Below are 18,013 nucleotides of genomic sequence, written 5' to 3'. Positions count from 1 at the left end.
CTCGTTCAGGCAACACCCAAAAAACTCTGTATTCTGGTTCTACAAGGGCCAGATACGGAGTTTTTTGTTTCCGACTGTTACATAATCTGGCCCGGGTTATGCAGTCTGATGATCAACGTCTGAGTGCAACGCCGCGCCGGATCACCGAACCACGGAGTTTCGGGCGTCGAACACAACGGATCTTTCGATTGAGTAACAACAGGGTGGGGCATCCCATGATGCGTCTTTGTGCAACGTTACTGATTTGCCTGCTCGGCAGCCTGAATTCAGTGCACGCAGCCCCCGGCCAGCACCCGCGCTGGAGCGTCGGTTATCACGAGATGACGTTCCTCGATCCGCTCGACCTGCAACCGATGCGCGCCATCGCGTTCTATCCCTCCACAGACCGTGAACACATGAGCCTGCTCGAAGGCTACTCGGTCGAAGCCGGCGAAGACACCAAGGTCGCTCTCGGTCGCTTTCCGATGCTGATGCTGTCTCACGGCAATACCGGCACGCCACTGGCACTGCACGACCTCGCCACATCGCTGGCCCGCAAGGGTTTCGTGGTGGTGGCGGTAATTCATCCCGGTGACAACTCCAAGGATCACAGTCGCCTCGGCACCTTGAGCAACCTCTATGGGCGCCCGATCCAGATTTCCGAAGCCATCACCGCCACGCTTGGCGACCGGATGCTCGCACCGTTTGTGAACGCCGATCAGGTCGGCGTGATCGGCTATTCGGCGGGGGGCGAGACTGCCTTGATTCTTTCAGGCGCGCAGCCTGACCTTGATCGCCTGCGCCGTTACTGCCAGGAGCGTCCTGACGATCGCGATGCCTGCAATACCCAGGGTGAATTGATCGTCGACCGGGATGACCTGCAGCCGGTGGCCGACCCGCGTGTGCATGCGTTGCTGCTGATGGCGCCGCTGAGCCTCAAGTTTGGTCGTCACACTCTGGCCGACGTGCATGTGCCGGTGCTGCTGTACAGCGGCGATGGCGACAAACTGGTGGCCTTCGACAAGAACGCTGCCGCCCTGGCGCGCAAACTGCCGACTGCGCCGGACTTCAAGTTACTGGCCGGGGCAGGACACTTTGTGTTCATGGCGCCGTGCAATGAAGAGCAGATCCGTGCGATGCCGGCCCTGTGCACCGATGCCGATGGCGTGGACCGTGAAGACATCCACCGCAACCTGATTTCCGAGGCCGGGCGGTTCTTCTCCCATGCGCTGGGCAAGCCTTCCCGGGCGGGGATGCAGACAGCGGATCAGTAAGCGTCAGGTCATCGCTCGACGTTTGAGCCATACCGTCAATGCCAGTCCGGTCACGGACAGCAGCGCTGCGCTCAGGAAAATCCACGAATATCCCAGATTCAACGCCACCGCACCCATCAACGGCCCGGCAATCGCCAGCGCCAGATCGAAAAACACCGCGTAAGCACTCAGGCCAGCACCTCGGCTGGAGTTTGGCACTTGTTTGATTGCTTCAACGCCCAGCGCCGGATACACCAGCGACAGACCAAACCCGGCCAGTCCGGCGCCGATCAGCGCGTAGCCGGTCGAGGGCGCGAGCCACAGCAGCAACAGGCCAACGGTTTCGATGCTCATGCAGGCGATGGCGGATGCAAAACCGCCAAAACGACCGATGGCCGAGATGAACAGCAGCCGCGACAGTATGAAGCACACGCCGAACACCGTCAGGCAATACGCCGCGCCGGTCCAGCCGCGATTGAGGTAATAAAGGGTGATGAAGGTGGTCAGTGTGCCGTAACCAATCGACGCCAGGCTCAGACTGGCACCGAACGGTGCAATCCGTCCGAATACATTCCAGAACGGCAAGCGCTCGCCACGCACCACCGGCACCGAAGGCTTGTTGCGAATCAACAGCAGGGCACCGGCCGCCAATACCGACAACGCAATGCCGAGACTGGTAAAGCCGTAATCAGCCACCATCAGCACGCCCAGCGGGGCGCCGATGGCAATGGCGCCGTAAGAGGCTATGCCGTTCCAGCCAATGGACCGTGCAGTATGTTCCGCACCGACCTGGCCCATGCACCAACTGATGGTGCCGACACCGATCAAGCCCTGTGCGATGCCGAGCAATAAACGTCCGGCGATCAGAATGATCAGGCTCGTCAGCGGGAAGTCCTGCAGCAATGTGGAGACAAACGTCAGCAGGCCGCTGAGCACGATCCCCGACAAGCCGTAAACGATCGCCCGTTTGGTCCCGACGGTATCCGACATGCGCCCGGCCATCGGCCGGCTGAGCAGAGTGGCCAGGTACTGCGAGCCAATGACCAGCCCCGCCACGATTGCGCTGAAGCCCAATTGCTCATGCACATAGCCTGGCAACACCGCAATCGGCAGGCCGATGCAGAGGAAGGCAATAAAGGTATAGAAAACGATGGAGACGATCTGCAGGGTGATCGCCATGGAGCTTTGCGGTGGCAGTTGCTGCACAGACATGAGGGCTCGTTCGCGGGCGGCGGTGGGAGAGTCCGCATCATGGCTTGGCGGTGAAATAAAAGAAAGCAGGCTAACTATCTTTCCCGGATGCAATAAAAAGCCCCGCCATGGGGCGGGGCTTTAGACTCGAGGCCGCTATCAGAACACGACGCCCTGACTGCGCAGGTAGTCGTCGTAAGTGCCGCTGAAGTCGGTCACGCCGTTCGGGCTCAGCTCGATGATGCGCGTGGCCAGGGACGATACGAACTCACGGTCGTGGCTGACGAAAATCAGCGTGCCCGGGTAGTTTTCCAGCGCCAGGTTCAGCGCCTCGATCGATTCCATGTCCAAGTGGTTGGTCGGTTCGTCCATCACCAGTACGTTCGGCTTTTGCAGGATCAGCTTGCCGAACAGCATGCGACCTTGCTCACCACCGGAGATGACCTTCACCGACTTGAGGATCTCGTCGTTGGAGAACAGCATGCGGCCCAGGGTGCCACGAATCACTTGCTCGCCCTGAGTCCACTGACCCATCCAGTCGAACAGGCTGACGTCGTCTTCGAAGTCGTGGGCGTGGTCCTGAGCGTAGTAGCCCAGCTCCGCGCTTTCAGTCCACTTCACGGAACCGGCGTCCGGGGTCAGTTCACCCATCAGGGTGCGCAGCAGGGTTGTCTTGCCGATACCGTTCGGACCGATGATCGCGACGCGCTCGCCGGCTTCAACGGTGAAGCTGAAGTTCTTGAACAGGGTCTTGCCGTCGAAGCCCTTGGACATCTGCTCGATGGTCACGGCCTGGCGGTGCAGCTTCTTGGTCTGTTCAAAACGGATGAACGGGCTCACGCGGCTCGATGGCTTGACCTCGGCCAGCTGGATCTTGTCGATCTGCTTGGCACGGGAAGTGGCCTGCTTGGCTTTCGAGGCGTTGGCCGAGAAGCGGCTGACGAACGTTTGCAGTTCGGCGATCTGCGCTTTCTTCTTGGCGTTGTCCGACAGCAGTTGCTCGCGGGACTGGGTCGCCGCAGTCATGTACTCGTCGTAGTTGCCCGGGAACAGACGCAGCTCACCGTAGTCCAGGTCGGCCATGTGGGTGCAGACGCTGTTCAGGAAGTGACGGTCGTGGGAAATGATGATCATGGTGCTGTTACGCACGGTGAGAATCGATTCCAGCCAGCGAATGGTGTTGATGTCCAGGTGGTTGGTCGGTTCGTCGAGCAACAGCACTTCCGGATCGGAGAACAGGGCCTGAGCCAACAGAACACGCAGCTTCCAGCCCGGCGCCACTTCAGACATCGGACCGAAATGCTGTTCCAGCGGAATACCAAGGCCCAGCAGCAGCTCACCGGCACGGGATTCGGCAGTGTAGCCGTCCATCTCGGCGAACTCGGTTTCCAGCTCGGCCACGGCCATGCCGTCTTCTTCGCTCATTTCCGGCAGCGAATAGATGCGATCGCGCTCGGCCTTGACCTTCCACAGCTCTTCGTGACCCATGATCACGGTGTCGATCACGGTGAATTCTTCGTAGGCGAACTGGTCCTGACGCAATTTACCCAGGCGAATGTTCGGCTCGAGCATGACCTGACCGCCGGACGGCTCGAGATCGCCACCGAGGATTTTCATGAAGGTCGACTTGCCGCAACCGTTGGCGCCAATCAGGCCGTAGCGGTTGCCGCCGTTGAATTTGACCGAAACGTTTTCAAACAGCGGCTTGGCGCCGAACTGCATGGTGATGTTAGCTGTAGAAATCAAAGGTTTTTCCTGCGAAGCAATCTGAGTAGCGAGGGTGCGGCCGGAGCGCATGGCCCGAGTCGAAGTGCGCTGAGGCGGGTTTTCCCGTCATCAACCAAGGGGGGCGCTAAAGTTTGGCGGCGATTGTACTGGTCTGGCTCTTCAAGCGATAGGGCGGTGTCACCCGGAATGCCAATTGGCGCAATCGCGGGACAGTTTTTCACAGATGAAGGTTCACTATTGGTTACAAACTGTGGCTAAAATGCCATCCATTCACCCAATGCCCTTGCCCGGCATGGGCTCAAGGATGTGCCACCGAGACGCTGTTTTGTATTCAGACCACTGCCACAGACCTTTGGCCACAGCCAGAAAGGCGCGCAGTTTGTTCACTTTTGACGTGTGACGATTTCCGTGAAACTCATCATTGCTGCTATTTATGTCATTTCCATTGCATACGTTCACTTGCGTGGTCGTGTGCGCCACAAACTGGGCCGCCAGTTGAGCGATCACTCGACGTTCCTGGCCCCGATCAACTGCTTCCTTTATCTGTTCTCGAAGAATCCGAACAAACCCTACCTCGATCCGAAAGACTTTCCCGATCTGAGCCCGTTGCAGGCCCACTGGGAGGAAATCCGCGAGGAAGGGCAGAAACTGCTGCGTGCCGGCGAGATCAAGCGTTCCAACCAGTACGACGATGTCGGCTTCAACTCCTTCTTCAAAACCGGCTGGAAGCGCTTCTACTTAAAGTGGTACGGCGACAGCCACCCGTCGGCGTTGCAGCTGTGCCCGCGCACCACTGAGCTGGTGCAGAGCATCGGCTCGATCAAGGCCGCGATGTTCGCTGAACTGCCGCCCGGCTCGAAACTGGTGCGCCACCGCGATCCGTATGCCGGCTCCTACCGTTATCACCTGGGGCTGGAAACGCCGAACGACGCCGGTTGCTACATCAACGTCGATGGCGAGAACTATCACTGGCGCGACGGCGAAGCAGTGATGTTCGACGAGACCTACATCCACTACGCGGAAAACACCACCGACAAGAACCGCATCATTCTGTTCTGCGATATCGAGCGTCCGATGAAGTATCGCTGGGCGGCCGCGTTCAATGGCTGGTTCAGCCGGACCGTGATGTCGGCTGCCGGTGCACCGAACGACGCGGGCGACCGCACAGGTGGTATCAACCGCCTGTTTACCAAAATCTACAAGATCCGCCTGCGTGGCAAAGAACTCAAAAAGCGCAATCGCGCGCGCTATTACCTGGAAAAGTGGGCGATCTTCGGCGGCCTGCTGGCGATCTTCATTCTGATCTGATAACTGATCTGATAAATCGGGCGACTGTTGAAAGACAGTCGCCCGATTTTATTTTCACGACGCTTTTTTAGTCTTTTTCGCAGCAGTAGTCTTGCTCGCGGTCCTCTTCGCCGGTTTGGCCGGTGATTTCCCGCCGAGACTGCGCTTGAGCAGTTCTGTCAGATCGATCACATCAGCTGATTTGCGCTCTTCTTCGCCGTCAACGGTCTCAACGTCTTCGATCTTGCCTTCATGGGCCTTCTTGTCTACCAGAGCCATGATCTTGTCTTCAAACTCGTCGCGGTAATCCTCGGGATTCCAGTCGGCGCTCATGTCTTCAACAAGCCGTTTGGCCATGTCCAGTTCGGCTTTCGCCAGTTGAGGCTTGGTCACTTCGCTGCCCAGTTCCAGTTCATCGAGGCTGCGCACCTCTTGCGGCCAGCGCAACTTCACCAGCACGAGCGCCGATTCCAGCGGCATCAACGCCGCCAGATACTGACGCGTGTGCAAAACCACGCGGGCGAGTGCGACTTTTTGCGTCTTGCTCAGGGTTTCGCGCAGCAACGCGTAGACCTTGCCGCCACGCTTGTCCGGGGCCAGGTAATAGGGCGTGTCGATGTTCTGCAGCGGGATCTGCTCGCTGTCGACGAAAGCGAAGATATCGATGGTCTGGGTCGAGACCGGGTGTGCCGAACGGATTTCTTCCTCGCTGAGCACCACATACCGGCCTTTCTCGAACTGCACGCCTTTGACGATATGCTCCTTGGTGACCTCTTTACCCGTGACCTTGTTGACCCTTTTATAGCCGACCGGGTCCATGCTGCGGCTGTCCAGCCAGTCGAAGTCCACGCCCTGGGATGAGGTCGCCGAGACCAGCGCCACGGGGATGTGCACCAGACCGAAACTGATTGCGCCTTTCCAGATTGCCCGAGCCATGGTGACGTTCTCCGAGTGATGTTCGGGTGACCTGTGGCCCGGCGTAAAAGTTTCCGCTGATTGCCGGGAGAGGCGGGAGGCAGGTCAAACCGTGTTACACCTTGTTTATCGATGACGGGTTAACAAATCCGAACCCTCGGCGTAGCGTGGACTCGAAGGCTCTATTCCACGTGCATCGAGAGAGGCCGTCCATGAACCGTATTCTGCCTGGCATCGCATTGCTGGCCCTCAGCGGGCTGGTTCACGCCGATGCCCTGTTGCTGGCGCAAAGTCCGACCGGCAACAGCAACAACCCTTACAACAGCCCGATTCACCGGGCCAATCCAAACAGCATGCAGGGCACGCAGCCAGCCAATCCGGTGATCCGCGGGCCGAGTACGGTGCCCGCGCCTCGCCAGCCCACCCTGGAAAACGGCGGCATCGGCAATGGCCAGCCGCTACGTTCGGTGCCGAGCACGCCGCCGAAATTCATTCCCAACCCACCCGCCCGTGACGGCGAGAGCAACCGTTGAATGGCAGAACCGTTTCTGTCAGCCCTTCAATCGAACAAAAGGAATCGTGCATGTTGCGTAAAACCCTTTTATCCGGCCTGTGTGCCGGTGCAGTGATCTGCGGCCCGGTATCCGCCGCCCCCAAAGAGCTGCAAAGCGAGCAGGGTACCCTTGAAGTCACGACGATCACCCAGGGGCTTGAACATCCATGGGCGCTCGCGTTCCTGCCGGATCGCCAGGGCATGCTGGTGACCGAGCGCCCGGGCAAGCTGCGAGTGGTGGGGGCTGACGGCAAGCTGTCGGCACCGATCGATGGCGTTCCCAAGGTCTGGGCCAAGGGGCAGGGCGGGTTGCTGGATGTGGTGCTGTCGCCTGACTTTAAACAGGATCGGCTGGTGTATCTGTCCTATGCCGAGGGAGGTGGCGCCGGCGACAAGGCCGGGACGGCGGTAGGGCGCGGGCGCCTGTCGGATGATCTGAAAACCCTCAAGGACTTCAACGTTATTTTCCGTCAGGAACCGAAGCTGTCGGTCGGCAATCACTTTGGATCGCGGCTGGTGTTCGACCGTGACGGCTACCTGTTCATTACCCTCGGCGAAAACAACGACCGCCCGACCGCCCAGGATCTGGACAAGCTGCAGGGCAAAGTCGTGCGCATCTACCCCGACGGCAAGGTGCCGGATGACAACCCGTTTGTCGGTCAGTCCGGTGTGCGGCCGGAGATCTGGTCCTATGGCCATCGCAACCCGCAAGGGGCAGCGCTCAACCCATGGACCGGCACCTTGTGGGAGAACGAGCACGGCCCGCGCGGCGGAGACGAGGTGAACATCATCGAACGCGGGAAGAACTACGGCTGGCCGCTGGCAACCCACGGCATCAACTACTCGATGCAGCCCATTCCGGAAGCCCAGGGTAAAACCGTCGAAGGCACGGTTGCGCCGCACCATGCCTGGGAAAAATCACCGGGTGTCACTGGCATGGCGTTCTACGATGCCGATCGCTTCAAACCCTGGCAGCACAACGTGTTCATTGGCGCGCTGGCCACTCAGGAGCTGATCCGCCTGCAATTCGACGGTGACAAGGTGGTGCATGAAGAGCGTTTGCTGGGCGACTTGAAACAGCGGATTCGCGATGTACGCCAGGGGCCGGATGGTTACCTTTATGTGCTGACGGATGAGTCCGACGGCTCGCTGTACAAGGTCGGACTCAAATGAGCGCTTCATGCGGGTGAGTGGGCGTAGAGCACCACTGCCGCGCGCAGCTTGCCGCGCCCGAACCGGCACATTTTTTCGAACTCCCCATGGCTGACCGGCACATGCTGGCAGTCCATGGGTTGTCGGTGCTGGCTGTGGTCGACATCCGGGTCATGCAGATAGACGAAATCTTCGTCGCAATCGGTGACGATCACCCAGTGCGGCGATTTGGAGCGGGTCAGACGATAGCTGCTGATCAGCACCAACGGCTGTCCGCCAGCACTGAGCAGTCGAGGTAGATCCAGTGTCGTGCCGATGATTTGATCTACGTCGGTGTCGTTCAGCTGTGCCATGAACTCGTCATGCACCAGGCGCATGACGTCTTTTTTATGCGTGTCGCGCACGCCGTCGAGAAACAGTGGCCCGGTCATACTCAGCTGCAAACGCACGCGAAACCCTCGGCGCCATGCCGCCAACGCCAGGCCTTGAGGGCTGCAACCGCCATGACCTGCAGTCATGAACACGGTCGTCGCTTCACGCCAGAGCTGCAACTCTTCGCGGCGCTCCAGTAAGCGATCGGCCTGTAACGCCCCCATGGCCATCAGCAGGCACGCCGGACCACAGGTGAAATCGGTGGTCTGCCGGTAATAGGGCACTTTGATGCTGCGTGAATCGTGGTGTTGAAGAATGCGTTTTTCCAGGCGCAAGGCGTCCGCGTGGTCTTCGTAGTAGTCGTGGATCAACGCAAAGCGCCGGTAGCCACTGCGTTCGTACAGCGCGATGGCGGCGGGGTTGTCAGTGCGCACCTCCAGCCGCACGTAAGCGCAGTCGTGTTCAAGGGCGCATGCTTCGATGCGTTGCAGCAATTGTTTGCCCAGGCCACCGCCCCGGGCCTCGGGGGAAATGGCGATGGAGTACAGCCGGGCAAGCGAGGTGCCGCGATGGAACAGCACCAGCGCATAACCCAGCAGTTGGCCCTCGCGTTCGGCCACCAGCAACTGGCCGTGGGCTCGGGTAATCATCCACTGAAAGCTGCGGCGTGTGAGCCGGTCCGTGGTGAAACAGTGCATTTCCAGTGCCAGCAGCGCCGCTAAATCATCAACTGTCGCCAAGCGAAAAACAGTGTTCATATGACCGCCGTAAAAGTTGCGTAACGAAACGGGACTTTCGAAAAAGTTCGTGCTTAATAGAAAAGGTCTTGTTCTCCAACGGATCAATTTCTATGTCAGCGGTACAGGGTCATTGGCGCGAAGTATCCAAGCAAAGTTTGCCGGCGGCAACTTTTTTAAAACCGCAAATCAGAACTTCCAGTCAAGTGTTGATCATCGTCGAACGCAAGGAAGACTGGGCCTCGTACTTCCCCAGCGAAGACATCCTGACGGCGCAGGAGTACCTCGAACAACCTCCCGACAGCGAGCCGGGAAAACGGGTGCAGGTGATCAATCTGTGCCGCAGCTACAAGTATCTGGGCCACGGCTACTACTGCTCGTTGCTGGCCGAGGCCAGGGGGCACAAGGTGATTCCGTCGGTACGCACCATCAGCGAACTGACCCGCAAATCCCTCTACGGCCTGGCGCTGGATGACCTGGACAAAACCCTGGAAAAAGCCCTCAGTCATCACCTCTATAGTGATACCGAAGGGTTTACGCTGACACTTTATTTCGGCAGAACACACATCGAGCCTTTGCAGGACCTGGCCCGTCAATTGTTTGAAGTATTTCCATGTCCGATTTTGTTAGTTGAATTTCGTAGAACTAACGGTTGGCATATCGAAGGCATAAAGTCCGGTGCCTTGCACAAGTTACGCGACGATCAGGAAGACCAGTTCGCCAATGCCCTGGACGGATTCAGCCGCAAAATCTGGCGCGTCCCGCGTTCGCCGCAAGTGGCACGTTATGACTTGGCGATCCTGCACGATCCGCAGGAAGCGTTGCCGCCGTCCAACCCCCGGGCGCTGGAGAATTTCGTGCGCGTCGGCAAGGGCATGGGCATTGATGTCGAATTGATCGAACGCAAGGACTACGCAAGGCTGGCCGAATACGACGGCCTGCTGATCCGCGAGACCACCAGCGTCGATAACCACACTTACCGCTTCGCCAAGAAAGCCGAAAGCGAAGGGCTGGTGGTGATGGACGACCCGACGTCGATCCTGCGCTGCACCAACAAGGTCTATCTCACCGACCTGCTCAACAGCCATCAACTGGGCATGCCCGCCACGGAAATTCTCTACAAGGAACGACCGGAAGACTTTGAACGGGTCGGCGAACGTCTGGGTTTCCCGCTGGTGCTGAAGATTCCTGATGGCTGCTTTTCCCGAGGCGTAATCAAGGTCGAGAGCCAACAGGCATTGCTGGAGGCCACCGCCGAGCTGTTCGAACATTCGGTGCTGTTGCTGGCCCAGGAGTTTTTCTACACCGAGTACGACTGGCGGATCGGCGTGCTCAACCGCAAACCGATCTTCGCCTGCCAGTACTTCATGTCCAAGGGGCACTGGCAGATCTACAACCACAAGGCCAAGGGCCAGGATGTCAACGGCGAATGCCGCACGCTGGCGATCCACGAAGCGCCGCGCGCGGTGGTGGAATTGGCGGTGAAGACCGCCAACCTGATCGGCGATGGACTGTACGGCGTCGACCTGAAACAGGCCGGCGACAAAGTGGTGGTGATCGAGGTCAACGACAACCCGAACCTCGACGCCGGCATCGAAGACGCTTATTTGCAGGACGATCTGTATTCGCTGGTACTGGAGGAGTTCGTGAGGCGTCTGGAACTCAAACGTCGCGGCCAGGCCTGGTGACCGGCCGATGATCAACAGCTTTGCACTGAGCCACGGCGCCTTGCAGCGGGTCGAGCGGCTGGACGCCGAGGTGATGCTGTTCAGCAACCCCGACGCTGCCGAGCGGGATTTGCTACACAGTCATTTCAAGCTGGATGAACACGCTTTGGCCTCGGCGCTCGACCCGGATGAGGTGTCACGGATCGAGTTCCATCCCGATCACTTGTTCCTGATCTGGAAGCGCCCGGAGAACTATTCCGGCGGCGGCAGCCTGGCGTTCGAGGTGTCGTCCTGCGGTTTGCTGTTTTCGCCGGGCCAGTTGCTGGTGATCGCCACCGACGACACACCGCTGCACGGTCTCGGCACGCGCCGGCCACTCAATACGCCGCTGGATGTATTGCTGGACCTGCTGTTCAACAACATCCATCACTACCTCGGGCACCTGAAGGTGATCAAACTGGTCGCCCGGGAATTGCAGCAGAAATTCAACGCCTCGATGCAAAACCAGCATCTGGTGCAGATGTTCAACCTCAGCGAAAGTCTGATCTATTACATCAACGCCCTGCACAGCAATGGCGCGGTGCTCACGCGGCTGCGCAACCACGCGGAAAAGCAACATTTCGGCAGCGAGGCGATCGGCCTGATCGACGACCTGATCATCGAAAACAACCAGTGCTACAAGCAGGCGGAAATCTATTCCACGGTGTTCTCCGGGCTGATCGACGCCCGGGGCAACCTGATGAACAACAGCATGAACAACCTGCTGCGCAAGCTGACGCTGATCAACGTGGTGTTCCTGCCGCTCAACCTGATTGCAAGCATTGGCGGCATGTCGGAATTCAGCATGATGACCGCCGGGACGCCGTGGTGGGTGTCGTACCCGTTGTTCCTGGCGGCGATGCTGCTGGGGGCGGGCGGGATGCTGTTCGGGCTCAGGCGTCTGGCGAAATGACAAAATTCGCCATTGACTTGCCAGCAGCACCCGGGCTAATTTCGAGCCCATGACTTCCACCGTACTGCGCTGCCAGCCAAGCATTATTACCGCCATTCCTCATTTGGCGGGCTAGCTCACGACTGCAGCACCCAACCCGCCCTAGAGGCGGGTTTTTACTTTCTGTCTCCGGGGTTCTGAATCAAACGTCAGGAGACGACCATGCACCACTGCCCCGCCCAGCAAGCCCTGCTCGAGCAGTACGTGAAAAAAATCCTCGCCGCGCCGGTGTATGAACTGGCAGTGCGCACACCGCTACAGCCAGCGCCGGCCTTATCCGAAGTGCTGGGTAACCGGATCCTGCTCAAGCGCGAAGACCTGCAACCGACGTTTTCCTTCAAGATTCGTGGCGCCTACAACAAACTGGTGCAATTGAGCGACGAGCAAAAGGCGCGCGGGGTGATCACGGCATCGGCGGGCAATCACGCTCAAGGCGTAGCGCTGGCGGCGCGCGAATTGGGCATTGCCGCGACTATCGTCATGCCGGCAACAACACCCGAGTTGAAAGTGCTGGGCGTCAGCAGTCGCGGCGCCGAGGCATTGCTGCATGGCGAAAGCTTTCCGTTTGCCCTGGCTCACGCGCTGCAATTGGCCGAGCAGACCGGCCGAACCTTCGTCTCGCCGTTCGACGATCCCGATGTGATCGCCGGACAAGGCACGGTAGCGATGGAAATCCTGCGCGAGCACCAAGGCGCGCTTGATGCGATCTTTGTCCCGGTGGGCGGCGGCGGGTTGATCGCCGGCATCGCGGCGTATGTGAAATACCTGCGGCCGGAGGTGCGGATCATCGGCGTGGAGTCGGAGCACTCGGCCTGCCTGAAAGCTGCGTTGCAAGCGGATGAGCGGGTGGTGTTGCCCAGCGTCGGCGCCTTCGCTGACGGCGTGGCAGTGGCGCAGATCGGCGCCTATGGGTTCGAGATCTGTCGCTTCTGCGTGGATGAAGTCATCACCGTCAGCAACGACGAACTCTGCGCGGCGATCAAGAACATCTACGACGACACCCGCTCGATCACCGAGCCTTCCGGCGCGTTGGCGGTTGCGGGCATCAAAAAGTACGTGGCGCAGACCGGCGCACGGAATCAGACGCTGATCGCCATCGATTCCGGCGCCAATATCAACTTCGACAGCTTGCGCCACGTCGCCGAGCGAGCGGCGGCGTGTGGTGTTTCCGCGTGAAAGGATTCAGGGCAACAACGGGCGCAGGAAGGTGCGCTCGTAGCTGACGATGAACTTCTTTTCGACCAGATCGGTCACCAATGCCGTGCTTTCCGGGTCGGTCAGTGCAATATGGCGATAGCTTTCGTAATCCGCCAGGGACGGAAAACTGAACAGGCAGTAGGCGATGTTGCTCGCGCCTTCCGAGGGCAGAAAATAGCCATGATGTGTACCGCCCAGCCGTTCGACGATGCCTAGCCAGGTTTTGGCATAGGCTTCGAAGGCGTCGAGCTGGTAGGGATCAATCACGTATCTGACGTGGCAGGTAATCAATGCCGCTGCTCCTTGGCGAGTTACTCGGGAATGGCAGTGCCGACTTTGTCCGAAGCCGACCAGATGCGATAGCGCACTTCGACATCTGATGGTGCGTAAACCACGATTGGCAGCTTGCTGTTGTAGCGCACGGTGAAGCCGTCACCGATCACTGGTACGAAGGCGCGTTTTTTCTGGGTGCCGGGCGGGCAGGCCATCAGCGTGCTCATCGGGCCGCTGACCTTTTCCAGGCGGTAGAACGGATAGCCCCAGCCTTCGAGATTTTTCTCTTCGAGAGTGCCGCCCAGGCGCTGACGGTTGCAGTCGACTTCCAGGGTTTTGCCAGCGAGGATTTCGACTTTGAGGTTGTCTTCCTGAGCCTGCTGCGGCAAATGGATGACCTGGCGAGTGAAACCCGCTTCGGCCTTCGGATAAGGCGCGGTGTCTTCAAGTTTGGCGGCGTGGGTGAGGGTGGAGACGCTCGCGAGCATCAGGCCGGCGGTCGCGTAAACAGTGAAATTTCCCATTGAAGCCTCCTGGCGGGTGTACGTTGGTTGACGGGCATTCTCACTGCCATGGGCAATGAATGCAAACCGCCAGTCGCTTGCAAAATGCAGTGCCTGCACGATCGAATCTTGCATTTTGCAACTGGCCAGTTGCCTGCCTTTTCGCCAAGCCATTGATTTGCAAGGAGGTGAAAGCGACCCGATGAAAGGCACGTTTTATGCGTTGATTTGGTGCGGCGCACCGAGTTTGGGCGCCTACACTCCAATGGGCATTTCGCAGTACTGCCGCTTGTCACACCCAGGGATTCAGCGGGGATACACCCGTGGGAAGCCGTGGCAACGGTCGACGTGAATACTTGATTGGCAGTCTCACAGTAAGGAGAGGTTTCGCCATGTTTCTGTCTGCCTTGGAACTCCGCAACATCATTGAAAGCAGCTTTCTGCCGAAACGCTGCCAGTGCACGCTGTCCCCGGATCTGTCGATGACCGTCAAGGTGTATGGCGATCACCAGACCGATCAGGTTGATTTGCTGGTGAGTGGCATCGATGCCAGTCACCTGAACAGCTGTCGTGAAATCAACGGTCTGATCGCAGGGCTGCGTTCTGATCTGGCGCAAAACGCGACCAGTCAGCCCTACACTTCGCGATCCAGGGTCGTTTAACGCACCGTTTCACCCAGTTCGACCGTCACGCGCCGGGCCTGCACGAAGCCAAGGCCCAGCGCGAACTCCACCAGCACCGCGAGCAGAATCCCGGGGCCGGCGTGGCCGTTGAGCCATTCAGCAAACCCCAGCACCGCCAAGCCAAAACAACCGACGATAAAGCCGTTGCTCAGCGCATTGCGCGCGATCGACACCGGCGCATTGCGCACCAGATAAAACATCACTCCCAACGCCGCAAACAGTACCGCCGTGCGCCGTGCGACGAATCCTGCCGCTTCCGAATACTCAATGCTCCAGATCGCCAGCAGCACTTGAGGCACCAGCCCCCAGGCCAACGCCAGCAGAAAACACAGACAAAAGGTGAGGGTCGACAACGTGCGAAACGACAACTGCATGGCGAATCCTTGCGGCAGTGAGGAGGGGCCCCGAGCATAACCTTCGAGCCCCTTGCTCGCCTACCGCAAAGCCGCAAATCAGAGCTTTCTGTCAGTTCTGGAAGCTGCAGGCGTCAGACATTTTCCGGTAAGTGATTTCCTCGGGTTTGCCTGACGTATCGATGTACTTCATGTCGGCATCGATCACTTTGCAAGCCTTGGTTGGCTGCTCGGTCATTGACACCACTTTGGCCACATTCAATGGCATGCCATAGGTGTACGGCACCGCTTTGGTAGTCGTGGTGTCATTGGCCTGGGCCAGCCCGGCAAACGCAGTGCAGGCGAGGACGGTGGTGAGCAGGAACGGACGAATGTTCATGGAGGGACTCCCGTGCGACGGAATGAAAGCGAGGCATGAGACACGCCAGGCCTGCCGCACTGGGCGTCAGCATCGGGCTGAGAGCGTGCGGTTCAGTAGAGTTTTTGACCGCGGCGTTAAGCGAGGGTTAACCCGGCTGAATGCCGGCTGTCTGGCGGGGGATTGCCTCTTGGGGGGATACCTGTTGGCGACTTGATGGTCCTCTTTGAATAAAGACTCTCGGAGCCTATGGATAAGGTTTTAGCTCAACGAGTGCTTCACCTTGTTCGGTAGCCCAAGCCGGCAGCTCATCCGTTTCCAGATAGGCGTCCGCCGGACCGTAAATCAGGTATTTGCGGGCGCTTTCATGTCCAACGTTCTCGAATATCACCCGAGGGCCTTTCGAGCCGCTCAAAACCCAACGAGGGCGGTTCCTTTCCGCAAATTCCACACGGTGTACCCGCCTGTCATTTGTATCCCGAAAGAACAAAATGCCTTGCAGGTAGTTGGAGCTGAACTCGCCAGTAACCAGAAAGACACTCACGCCTTTGCCAGTGGGCACGCACTGCCAATCAACACGACTGCCGAAAGAAGTATCGGCATCCGCATACAAGAATCGGGTTTCTTGTCCCTGACGGATTTTGTAAACGTGGGAGTCGGAGAGGAGACGGCCCCGCAGCAAGGATAGTTTGCTGTCGGAGCCTGCCAGATCACACTCAGCCACCGTCATGAACGGTGGCTCAGCGGCAAAGACGTGAAGGCTTGATGCGATGAATCCAGCCGCGAAGACTGCGTTGCGCATCAAGCAGACTTCACAACCTGCTTCGGCGACACGACGGTGCCCGGTTTGTCGTTGTCGGCCGGGGCCGGAATGACGGGCGGCAGAATCGCGATCCCGGTGCCCGCACCCGGCGCACCGCCGGTGTTGGCCTTGACCTCACTGCCGCTGATGGTCACGCCACCGGCATCAACCTTGACGAAACTGCCGCCAGCCTTGGCCGTCAGCTCCATTCCGCCCTCGATCACGACCTTGTCGCCGGCGTGGTAGTGAATCTCCGTCCCTGCCTCGACAAACTGCCCGGTGCCGACCTTTACATGCTGAGTCACGCCCACGGTCAGGTGATCATTGGCACGCATTTCGCTCTTGCGGTCCAGGTGGGTGATGCGGTGTTCCTCGACCTTGAATTCACTTAAAACATTGGCTTCGACCGTGTCATGTCGCTCGTTGCCGACGCGGATCTTCTGGTCGTGCTCGATGTTTTCGTCCCAGTCGCGCTGGGCGTGGATGTAGATCTGCTCGACGCCTTTCTTGTCTTCGATGCGGAACTCGTTGTAGCCCTTGCCGCCCGGGGAGCTGAGGGTCTTGAAGGTGCTGCGGGTCTTGTTCGCCGGCAGGTCGTAGGGGACGACGTTCTCCTTGTGGTACAGGCAACCGGTGACCAGCGGCTGGTCGGGATCACCTTCAAGGAAGGTCACCAGCACTTCCATGCCTATGCGCGGGATAGCGATGCCGCCGTAGGCCGCGCCGGCCCAGCCGCTGGCGACGCGCAACCAGCAGGTGGTCTTGTCGTCGGCCTGGCCTTCGCGGTCCCAGTGGAATTGCACCTTCACGCGGCCGTACTGGTCGCAGTGGATCTCTTCGCCGGCGGGGCCGGTGACGATGGCGGTCTGGCTGCCGAGGACTTTCGGTTTCGGGTGTTCGAGGGCAGGGCGGTAGTGCGCGTCCCACGGGGTGGCCACGAAGCTGTTGCGGTAGCCCTGGTGGAAATCGCTCTTGTTGTCGGTGACGTCGCTGGTGACGTTTTCGCCCAGCACTTGCGGTTGTTTGCCTTCGTGGAAGACTTCCAGCAGCAGCCACAGGTCGTTCCATTCGGCGCGGGGGTGTTCGGCCAGGGTCATGAAGTGGCCGCTGGTCAGGGTCGGTTCGTCACCTTTGCCTTCGGCGAGTTTGTAGTCGCTGCGATGGCGCTCCAGCGCTCGGGTCGAGAGGAACTTGCCGCGCTCGCGCGTCGTGAAACGGCCGGGGTAGTCGTAGTCTTCCAGGTCCGGCATGAACTCGGATTTGACGGCACCTTCGGGCAGGATTTTCGGTTTTTCGAAATCGTAGTCGCGGCGGCTGACACGGCTGGTGCGGGTTTCCAGGCGCAGGTTGAAACGCTTGATCACCGGTTTGTCGGCGGTCATGCCGGAGTCTTGCTGGTAATTCACCGGTTTCAGTTTGCGGAACACGGTCTGGTCGTCGCCGAACACCAGTTTGTGGCCGCTGCTGCTGTGCTGGAAGTGGAAGTGAATGCCTTCCTCTTCGCACAGGCGCTGGATGAAATGCAGGTCGGATTCGTCGTACTGCACGCAGTAATCGCGTTGCGGGTACTCGGCGCTGAGCTGGAAACTGTAAGCGTTGGCCAGGATCCCGCGATCTTCCAGAACCTGAGCGATGATCTTCGGCACCGTCAGTTGCTGGAAAATCTGCTGGTCATGGTTGTGCCGCAGGTAGGCCAGTTGCGGCACCAGGCTGAGGCTGTAGCGGGTCAGGGTCTTGCCGGAGTCGCCTTGCTCGATGCGATACACCAGACCATGAATCTTGCCCTCGCCGGTGGCGCCGAACGTCAGGCAGCCGGGCTTGTGCAGCAGTTCTTCGAGTTTGAGGTCGGGGCGGGCGCTGACCAGTTCGATGTCGAAACGGAACGGTTCGTTGAGGGCTTCGCGACCGGTGAAACTGAGGACTTGCAGGTCGGCCGAAGCGCCTTCGAGCGTGAGGGTAATGTGGGTAGCGTTGGCGTCCAGCATGCCTTGATTTCCGTCCTTTGGATTAGCGTGGGCG

17 protein-coding genes and 1 pseudogene are annotated in these 18,013 nt (G+C 59.2%); 8 read left to right on the top strand and 10 right to left on the bottom strand.

Annotated features, from left to right (window positions below; genetic code table 11):
- Window positions 1–215: 215 nt before the first annotated feature.
- On the top strand, window positions 216–1,253 hold the full coding sequence (locus ACW9HX_RS01095) for an alpha/beta hydrolase family protein (RefSeq protein WP_457379135.1): 1,038 nt from the start codon (window positions 216–218) through the stop codon (window positions 1,251–1,253).
- Between the two features lie 3 nt (window positions 1,254–1,256).
- Here ACW9HX_RS01095 and ACW9HX_RS01090 read toward each other — a convergent pair whose 3' ends face one another.
- Window positions 1,257–2,444 (bottom strand): MFS transporter, encoded by a 1,188-nt coding sequence (locus ACW9HX_RS01090; protein WP_457379134.1) that lies wholly within the window; start codon window positions 2,442–2,444, stop codon window positions 1,257–1,259.
- Between the two features lie 138 nt (window positions 2,445–2,582).
- Entirely contained in the window at window positions 2,583–4,169 is a 1,587-nt protein-coding gene (locus ACW9HX_RS01085) for an ABC-F family ATPase (RefSeq protein WP_457379133.1), read from the bottom strand.
- 390 nt (window positions 4,170–4,559) lie between these two features.
- Here ACW9HX_RS01085 and lpxO point away from each other — a divergent pair, with 390 nt between their 5' ends.
- Window positions 4,560–5,459: a lipid A hydroxylase LpxO gene (gene lpxO / locus ACW9HX_RS01080; RefSeq protein ID WP_457379132.1), complete on the top strand. Its 900-nt coding sequence runs from the start codon at window positions 4,560–4,562 to the stop codon at window positions 5,457–5,459.
- 54 nt (window positions 5,460–5,513) lie between these two features.
- Here the strand turns inward: lpxO and ku are convergent, their stop codons facing one another.
- The gene (ku, locus tag ACW9HX_RS01075) at window positions 5,514–6,374 is read right to left on the bottom strand and encodes a non-homologous end joining protein Ku (RefSeq protein WP_457379131.1); all 861 of its coding nucleotides are present in this window, start codon (window positions 6,372–6,374) and stop codon (window positions 5,514–5,516) included.
- A gap of 191 nt (window positions 6,375–6,565) precedes the next feature.
- Here ku and ACW9HX_RS01070 point away from each other — a divergent pair, with 191 nt between their 5' ends.
- Together ACW9HX_RS01070 and ACW9HX_RS01065 are read left to right on the top strand one after the other, a co-directional pair.
- Complete coding sequence (locus tag ACW9HX_RS01070) at window positions 6,566–6,886, top strand: hypothetical protein (RefSeq protein WP_457379130.1); 321 nt, start codon at window positions 6,566–6,568, stop codon at window positions 6,884–6,886.
- Window positions 6,887–6,936: 50 nt separating this feature from the next.
- A complete protein-coding gene (locus tag ACW9HX_RS01065) occupies window positions 6,937–8,079 on the top strand; it encodes a PQQ-dependent sugar dehydrogenase (RefSeq protein ID WP_457379129.1) in 1,143 nt (380 codons plus the stop codon).
- A 5-nt stretch (window positions 8,080–8,084) separates the two neighbouring features.
- Here the strand turns inward: ACW9HX_RS01065 and rimI are convergent, their stop codons facing one another.
- Complete coding sequence (gene rimI / locus ACW9HX_RS01060) at window positions 8,085–9,188, bottom strand: ribosomal protein S18-alanine N-acetyltransferase (RefSeq protein WP_457379128.1); 1,104 nt, start codon at window positions 9,186–9,188, stop codon at window positions 8,085–8,087.
- A gap of 92 nt (window positions 9,189–9,280) precedes the next feature.
- Here rimI and ACW9HX_RS01055 point away from each other — a divergent pair, with 92 nt between their 5' ends.
- From ACW9HX_RS01055 to ilvA, 3 genes and pseudogenes are all read left to right on the top strand, one after another.
- Window positions 9,281–10,855 (top strand): RimK family protein, encoded by a 1,575-nt coding sequence (locus tag ACW9HX_RS01055; RefSeq protein WP_457379127.1) that lies wholly within the window; start codon window positions 9,281–9,283, stop codon window positions 10,853–10,855.
- Between the two features lie 7 nt (window positions 10,856–10,862).
- Window positions 10,863–11,786, top strand: coding sequence for a magnesium transporter CorA family protein (locus ACW9HX_RS01050; RefSeq protein ID WP_457379126.1), 924 nt, complete (start codon window positions 10,863–10,865; stop codon window positions 11,784–11,786).
- A gap of 201 nt (window positions 11,787–11,987) precedes the next feature.
- Window positions 11,988–12,977, top strand: a pseudogene (gene ilvA, locus ACW9HX_RS01045) (threonine ammonia-lyase, biosynthetic); the annotation flags it as partial.
- Between the two features lie 30 nt (window positions 12,978–13,007).
- On the opposite strand, the gene ACW9HX_RS01040 reads toward ilvA, so the two are convergent.
- Together ACW9HX_RS01040 and eco are read right to left on the bottom strand one after the other, a co-directional pair.
- Entirely contained in the window at window positions 13,008–13,313 is a 306-nt protein-coding gene (locus tag ACW9HX_RS01040; protein ID WP_457379125.1) for an NIPSNAP family protein, read from the bottom strand.
- Between the two features lie 20 nt (window positions 13,314–13,333).
- Entirely contained in the window at window positions 13,334–13,819 is a 486-nt protein-coding gene (gene eco, locus ACW9HX_RS01035; RefSeq protein ID WP_457379124.1) for a serine protease inhibitor ecotin, read from the bottom strand.
- 371 nt (window positions 13,820–14,190) lie between these two features.
- Here eco and ACW9HX_RS01030 point away from each other — a divergent pair, with 371 nt between their 5' ends.
- Window positions 14,191–14,460, top strand: a complete 270-nt coding sequence (locus tag ACW9HX_RS01030) for a DUF1652 domain-containing protein (protein WP_457379123.1) — start codon at window positions 14,191–14,193, stop codon at window positions 14,458–14,460.
- Here ACW9HX_RS01030 and ACW9HX_RS01025 read toward each other — a convergent pair.
- From ACW9HX_RS01025 to ACW9HX_RS01010, 4 genes are all read right to left on the bottom strand, one after another.
- Entirely contained in the window at window positions 14,457–14,855 is a 399-nt protein-coding gene (locus ACW9HX_RS01025) for a hypothetical protein (protein WP_457379122.1), read from the bottom strand. The genes ACW9HX_RS01030 and ACW9HX_RS01025 overlap by 4 nt on opposite strands.
- A gap of 91 nt (window positions 14,856–14,946) precedes the next feature.
- The gene (locus ACW9HX_RS01020; protein ID WP_134826763.1) at window positions 14,947–15,213 is read right to left on the bottom strand and encodes a DUF2790 domain-containing protein; all 267 of its coding nucleotides are present in this window, start codon (window positions 15,211–15,213) and stop codon (window positions 14,947–14,949) included.
- Window positions 15,214–15,439: 226 nt separating this feature from the next.
- The gene (locus ACW9HX_RS01015) at window positions 15,440–15,994 is read right to left on the bottom strand and encodes a hypothetical protein (RefSeq protein WP_457379121.1); all 555 of its coding nucleotides are present in this window, start codon (window positions 15,992–15,994) and stop codon (window positions 15,440–15,442) included.
- Window positions 15,994–17,979 carry a type VI secretion system Vgr family protein gene (locus ACW9HX_RS01010; RefSeq protein WP_457379120.1) on the bottom strand — a complete coding sequence of 662 codons (1,986 nt, stop codon included), beginning with the start codon at window positions 17,977–17,979 and terminating at the stop codon, window positions 15,994–15,996. The genes ACW9HX_RS01015 and ACW9HX_RS01010 overlap by 1 nt, the downstream gene beginning before the upstream one ends.
- Window positions 17,980–18,013: the final 34 nt, after the last annotated feature.

It is taken from the genome of Pseudomonas sp. SDO52101_S400, from assembly GCF_054071635.1.
This window is presented reverse-complemented; position numbering and strand designations above follow the sequence as displayed.

Excerpts from the sequence above, each read along its gene's own strand:
- ACW9HX_RS01095 (WP_457379135.1), top strand. The coding sequence starts at position 216 with ATGATGCGTCTTTGTGCAACGTTACTGATTTGCCTGCTCGGCAGCCTG.
- ACW9HX_RS01090 (WP_457379134.1), bottom strand. The coding sequence starts at position 2,444 with ATGTCTGTGCAGCAACTGCCACCGCAAAGCTCCATGGCGATCACCCTG.
- ku (WP_457379131.1), bottom strand. The coding sequence starts at position 6,374 with ATGGCTCGGGCAATCTGGAAAGGCGCAATCAGTTTCGGTCTGGTGCAC.
- ACW9HX_RS01070 (WP_457379130.1), top strand. The coding sequence starts at position 6,566 with ATGAACCGTATTCTGCCTGGCATCGCATTGCTGGCCCTCAGCGGGCTG.
- ACW9HX_RS01065 (WP_457379129.1), top strand. The coding sequence starts at position 6,937 with ATGTTGCGTAAAACCCTTTTATCCGGCCTGTGTGCCGGTGCAGTGATC.
- rimI (WP_457379128.1), bottom strand. The coding sequence starts at position 9,188 with ATGAACACTGTTTTTCGCTTGGCGACAGTTGATGATTTAGCGGCGCTG.
- ACW9HX_RS01055 (WP_457379127.1), top strand. The coding sequence starts at position 9,281 with ATGTCAGCGGTACAGGGTCATTGGCGCGAAGTATCCAAGCAAAGTTTG.
- ACW9HX_RS01050 (WP_457379126.1), top strand. The coding sequence starts at position 10,863 with ATGATCAACAGCTTTGCACTGAGCCACGGCGCCTTGCAGCGGGTCGAG.
- eco (WP_457379124.1), bottom strand. The coding sequence starts at position 13,819 with ATGGGAAATTTCACTGTTTACGCGACCGCCGGCCTGATGCTCGCGAGC.
- ACW9HX_RS01030 (WP_457379123.1), top strand. The coding sequence starts at position 14,191 with ATGTTTCTGTCTGCCTTGGAACTCCGCAACATCATTGAAAGCAGCTTT.
- ACW9HX_RS01025 (WP_457379122.1), bottom strand. The coding sequence starts at position 14,855 with ATGCAGTTGTCGTTTCGCACGTTGTCGACCCTCACCTTTTGTCTGTGT.
- ACW9HX_RS01020 (WP_134826763.1), bottom strand. The coding sequence starts at position 15,213 with ATGAACATTCGTCCGTTCCTGCTCACCACCGTCCTCGCCTGCACTGCG.
- ACW9HX_RS01015 (WP_457379121.1), bottom strand. The coding sequence starts at position 15,994 with ATGCGCAACGCAGTCTTCGCGGCTGGATTCATCGCATCAAGCCTTCAC.
- ACW9HX_RS01010 (WP_457379120.1), bottom strand. The coding sequence starts at position 17,979 with ATGCTGGACGCCAACGCTACCCACATTACCCTCACGCTCGAAGGCGCT.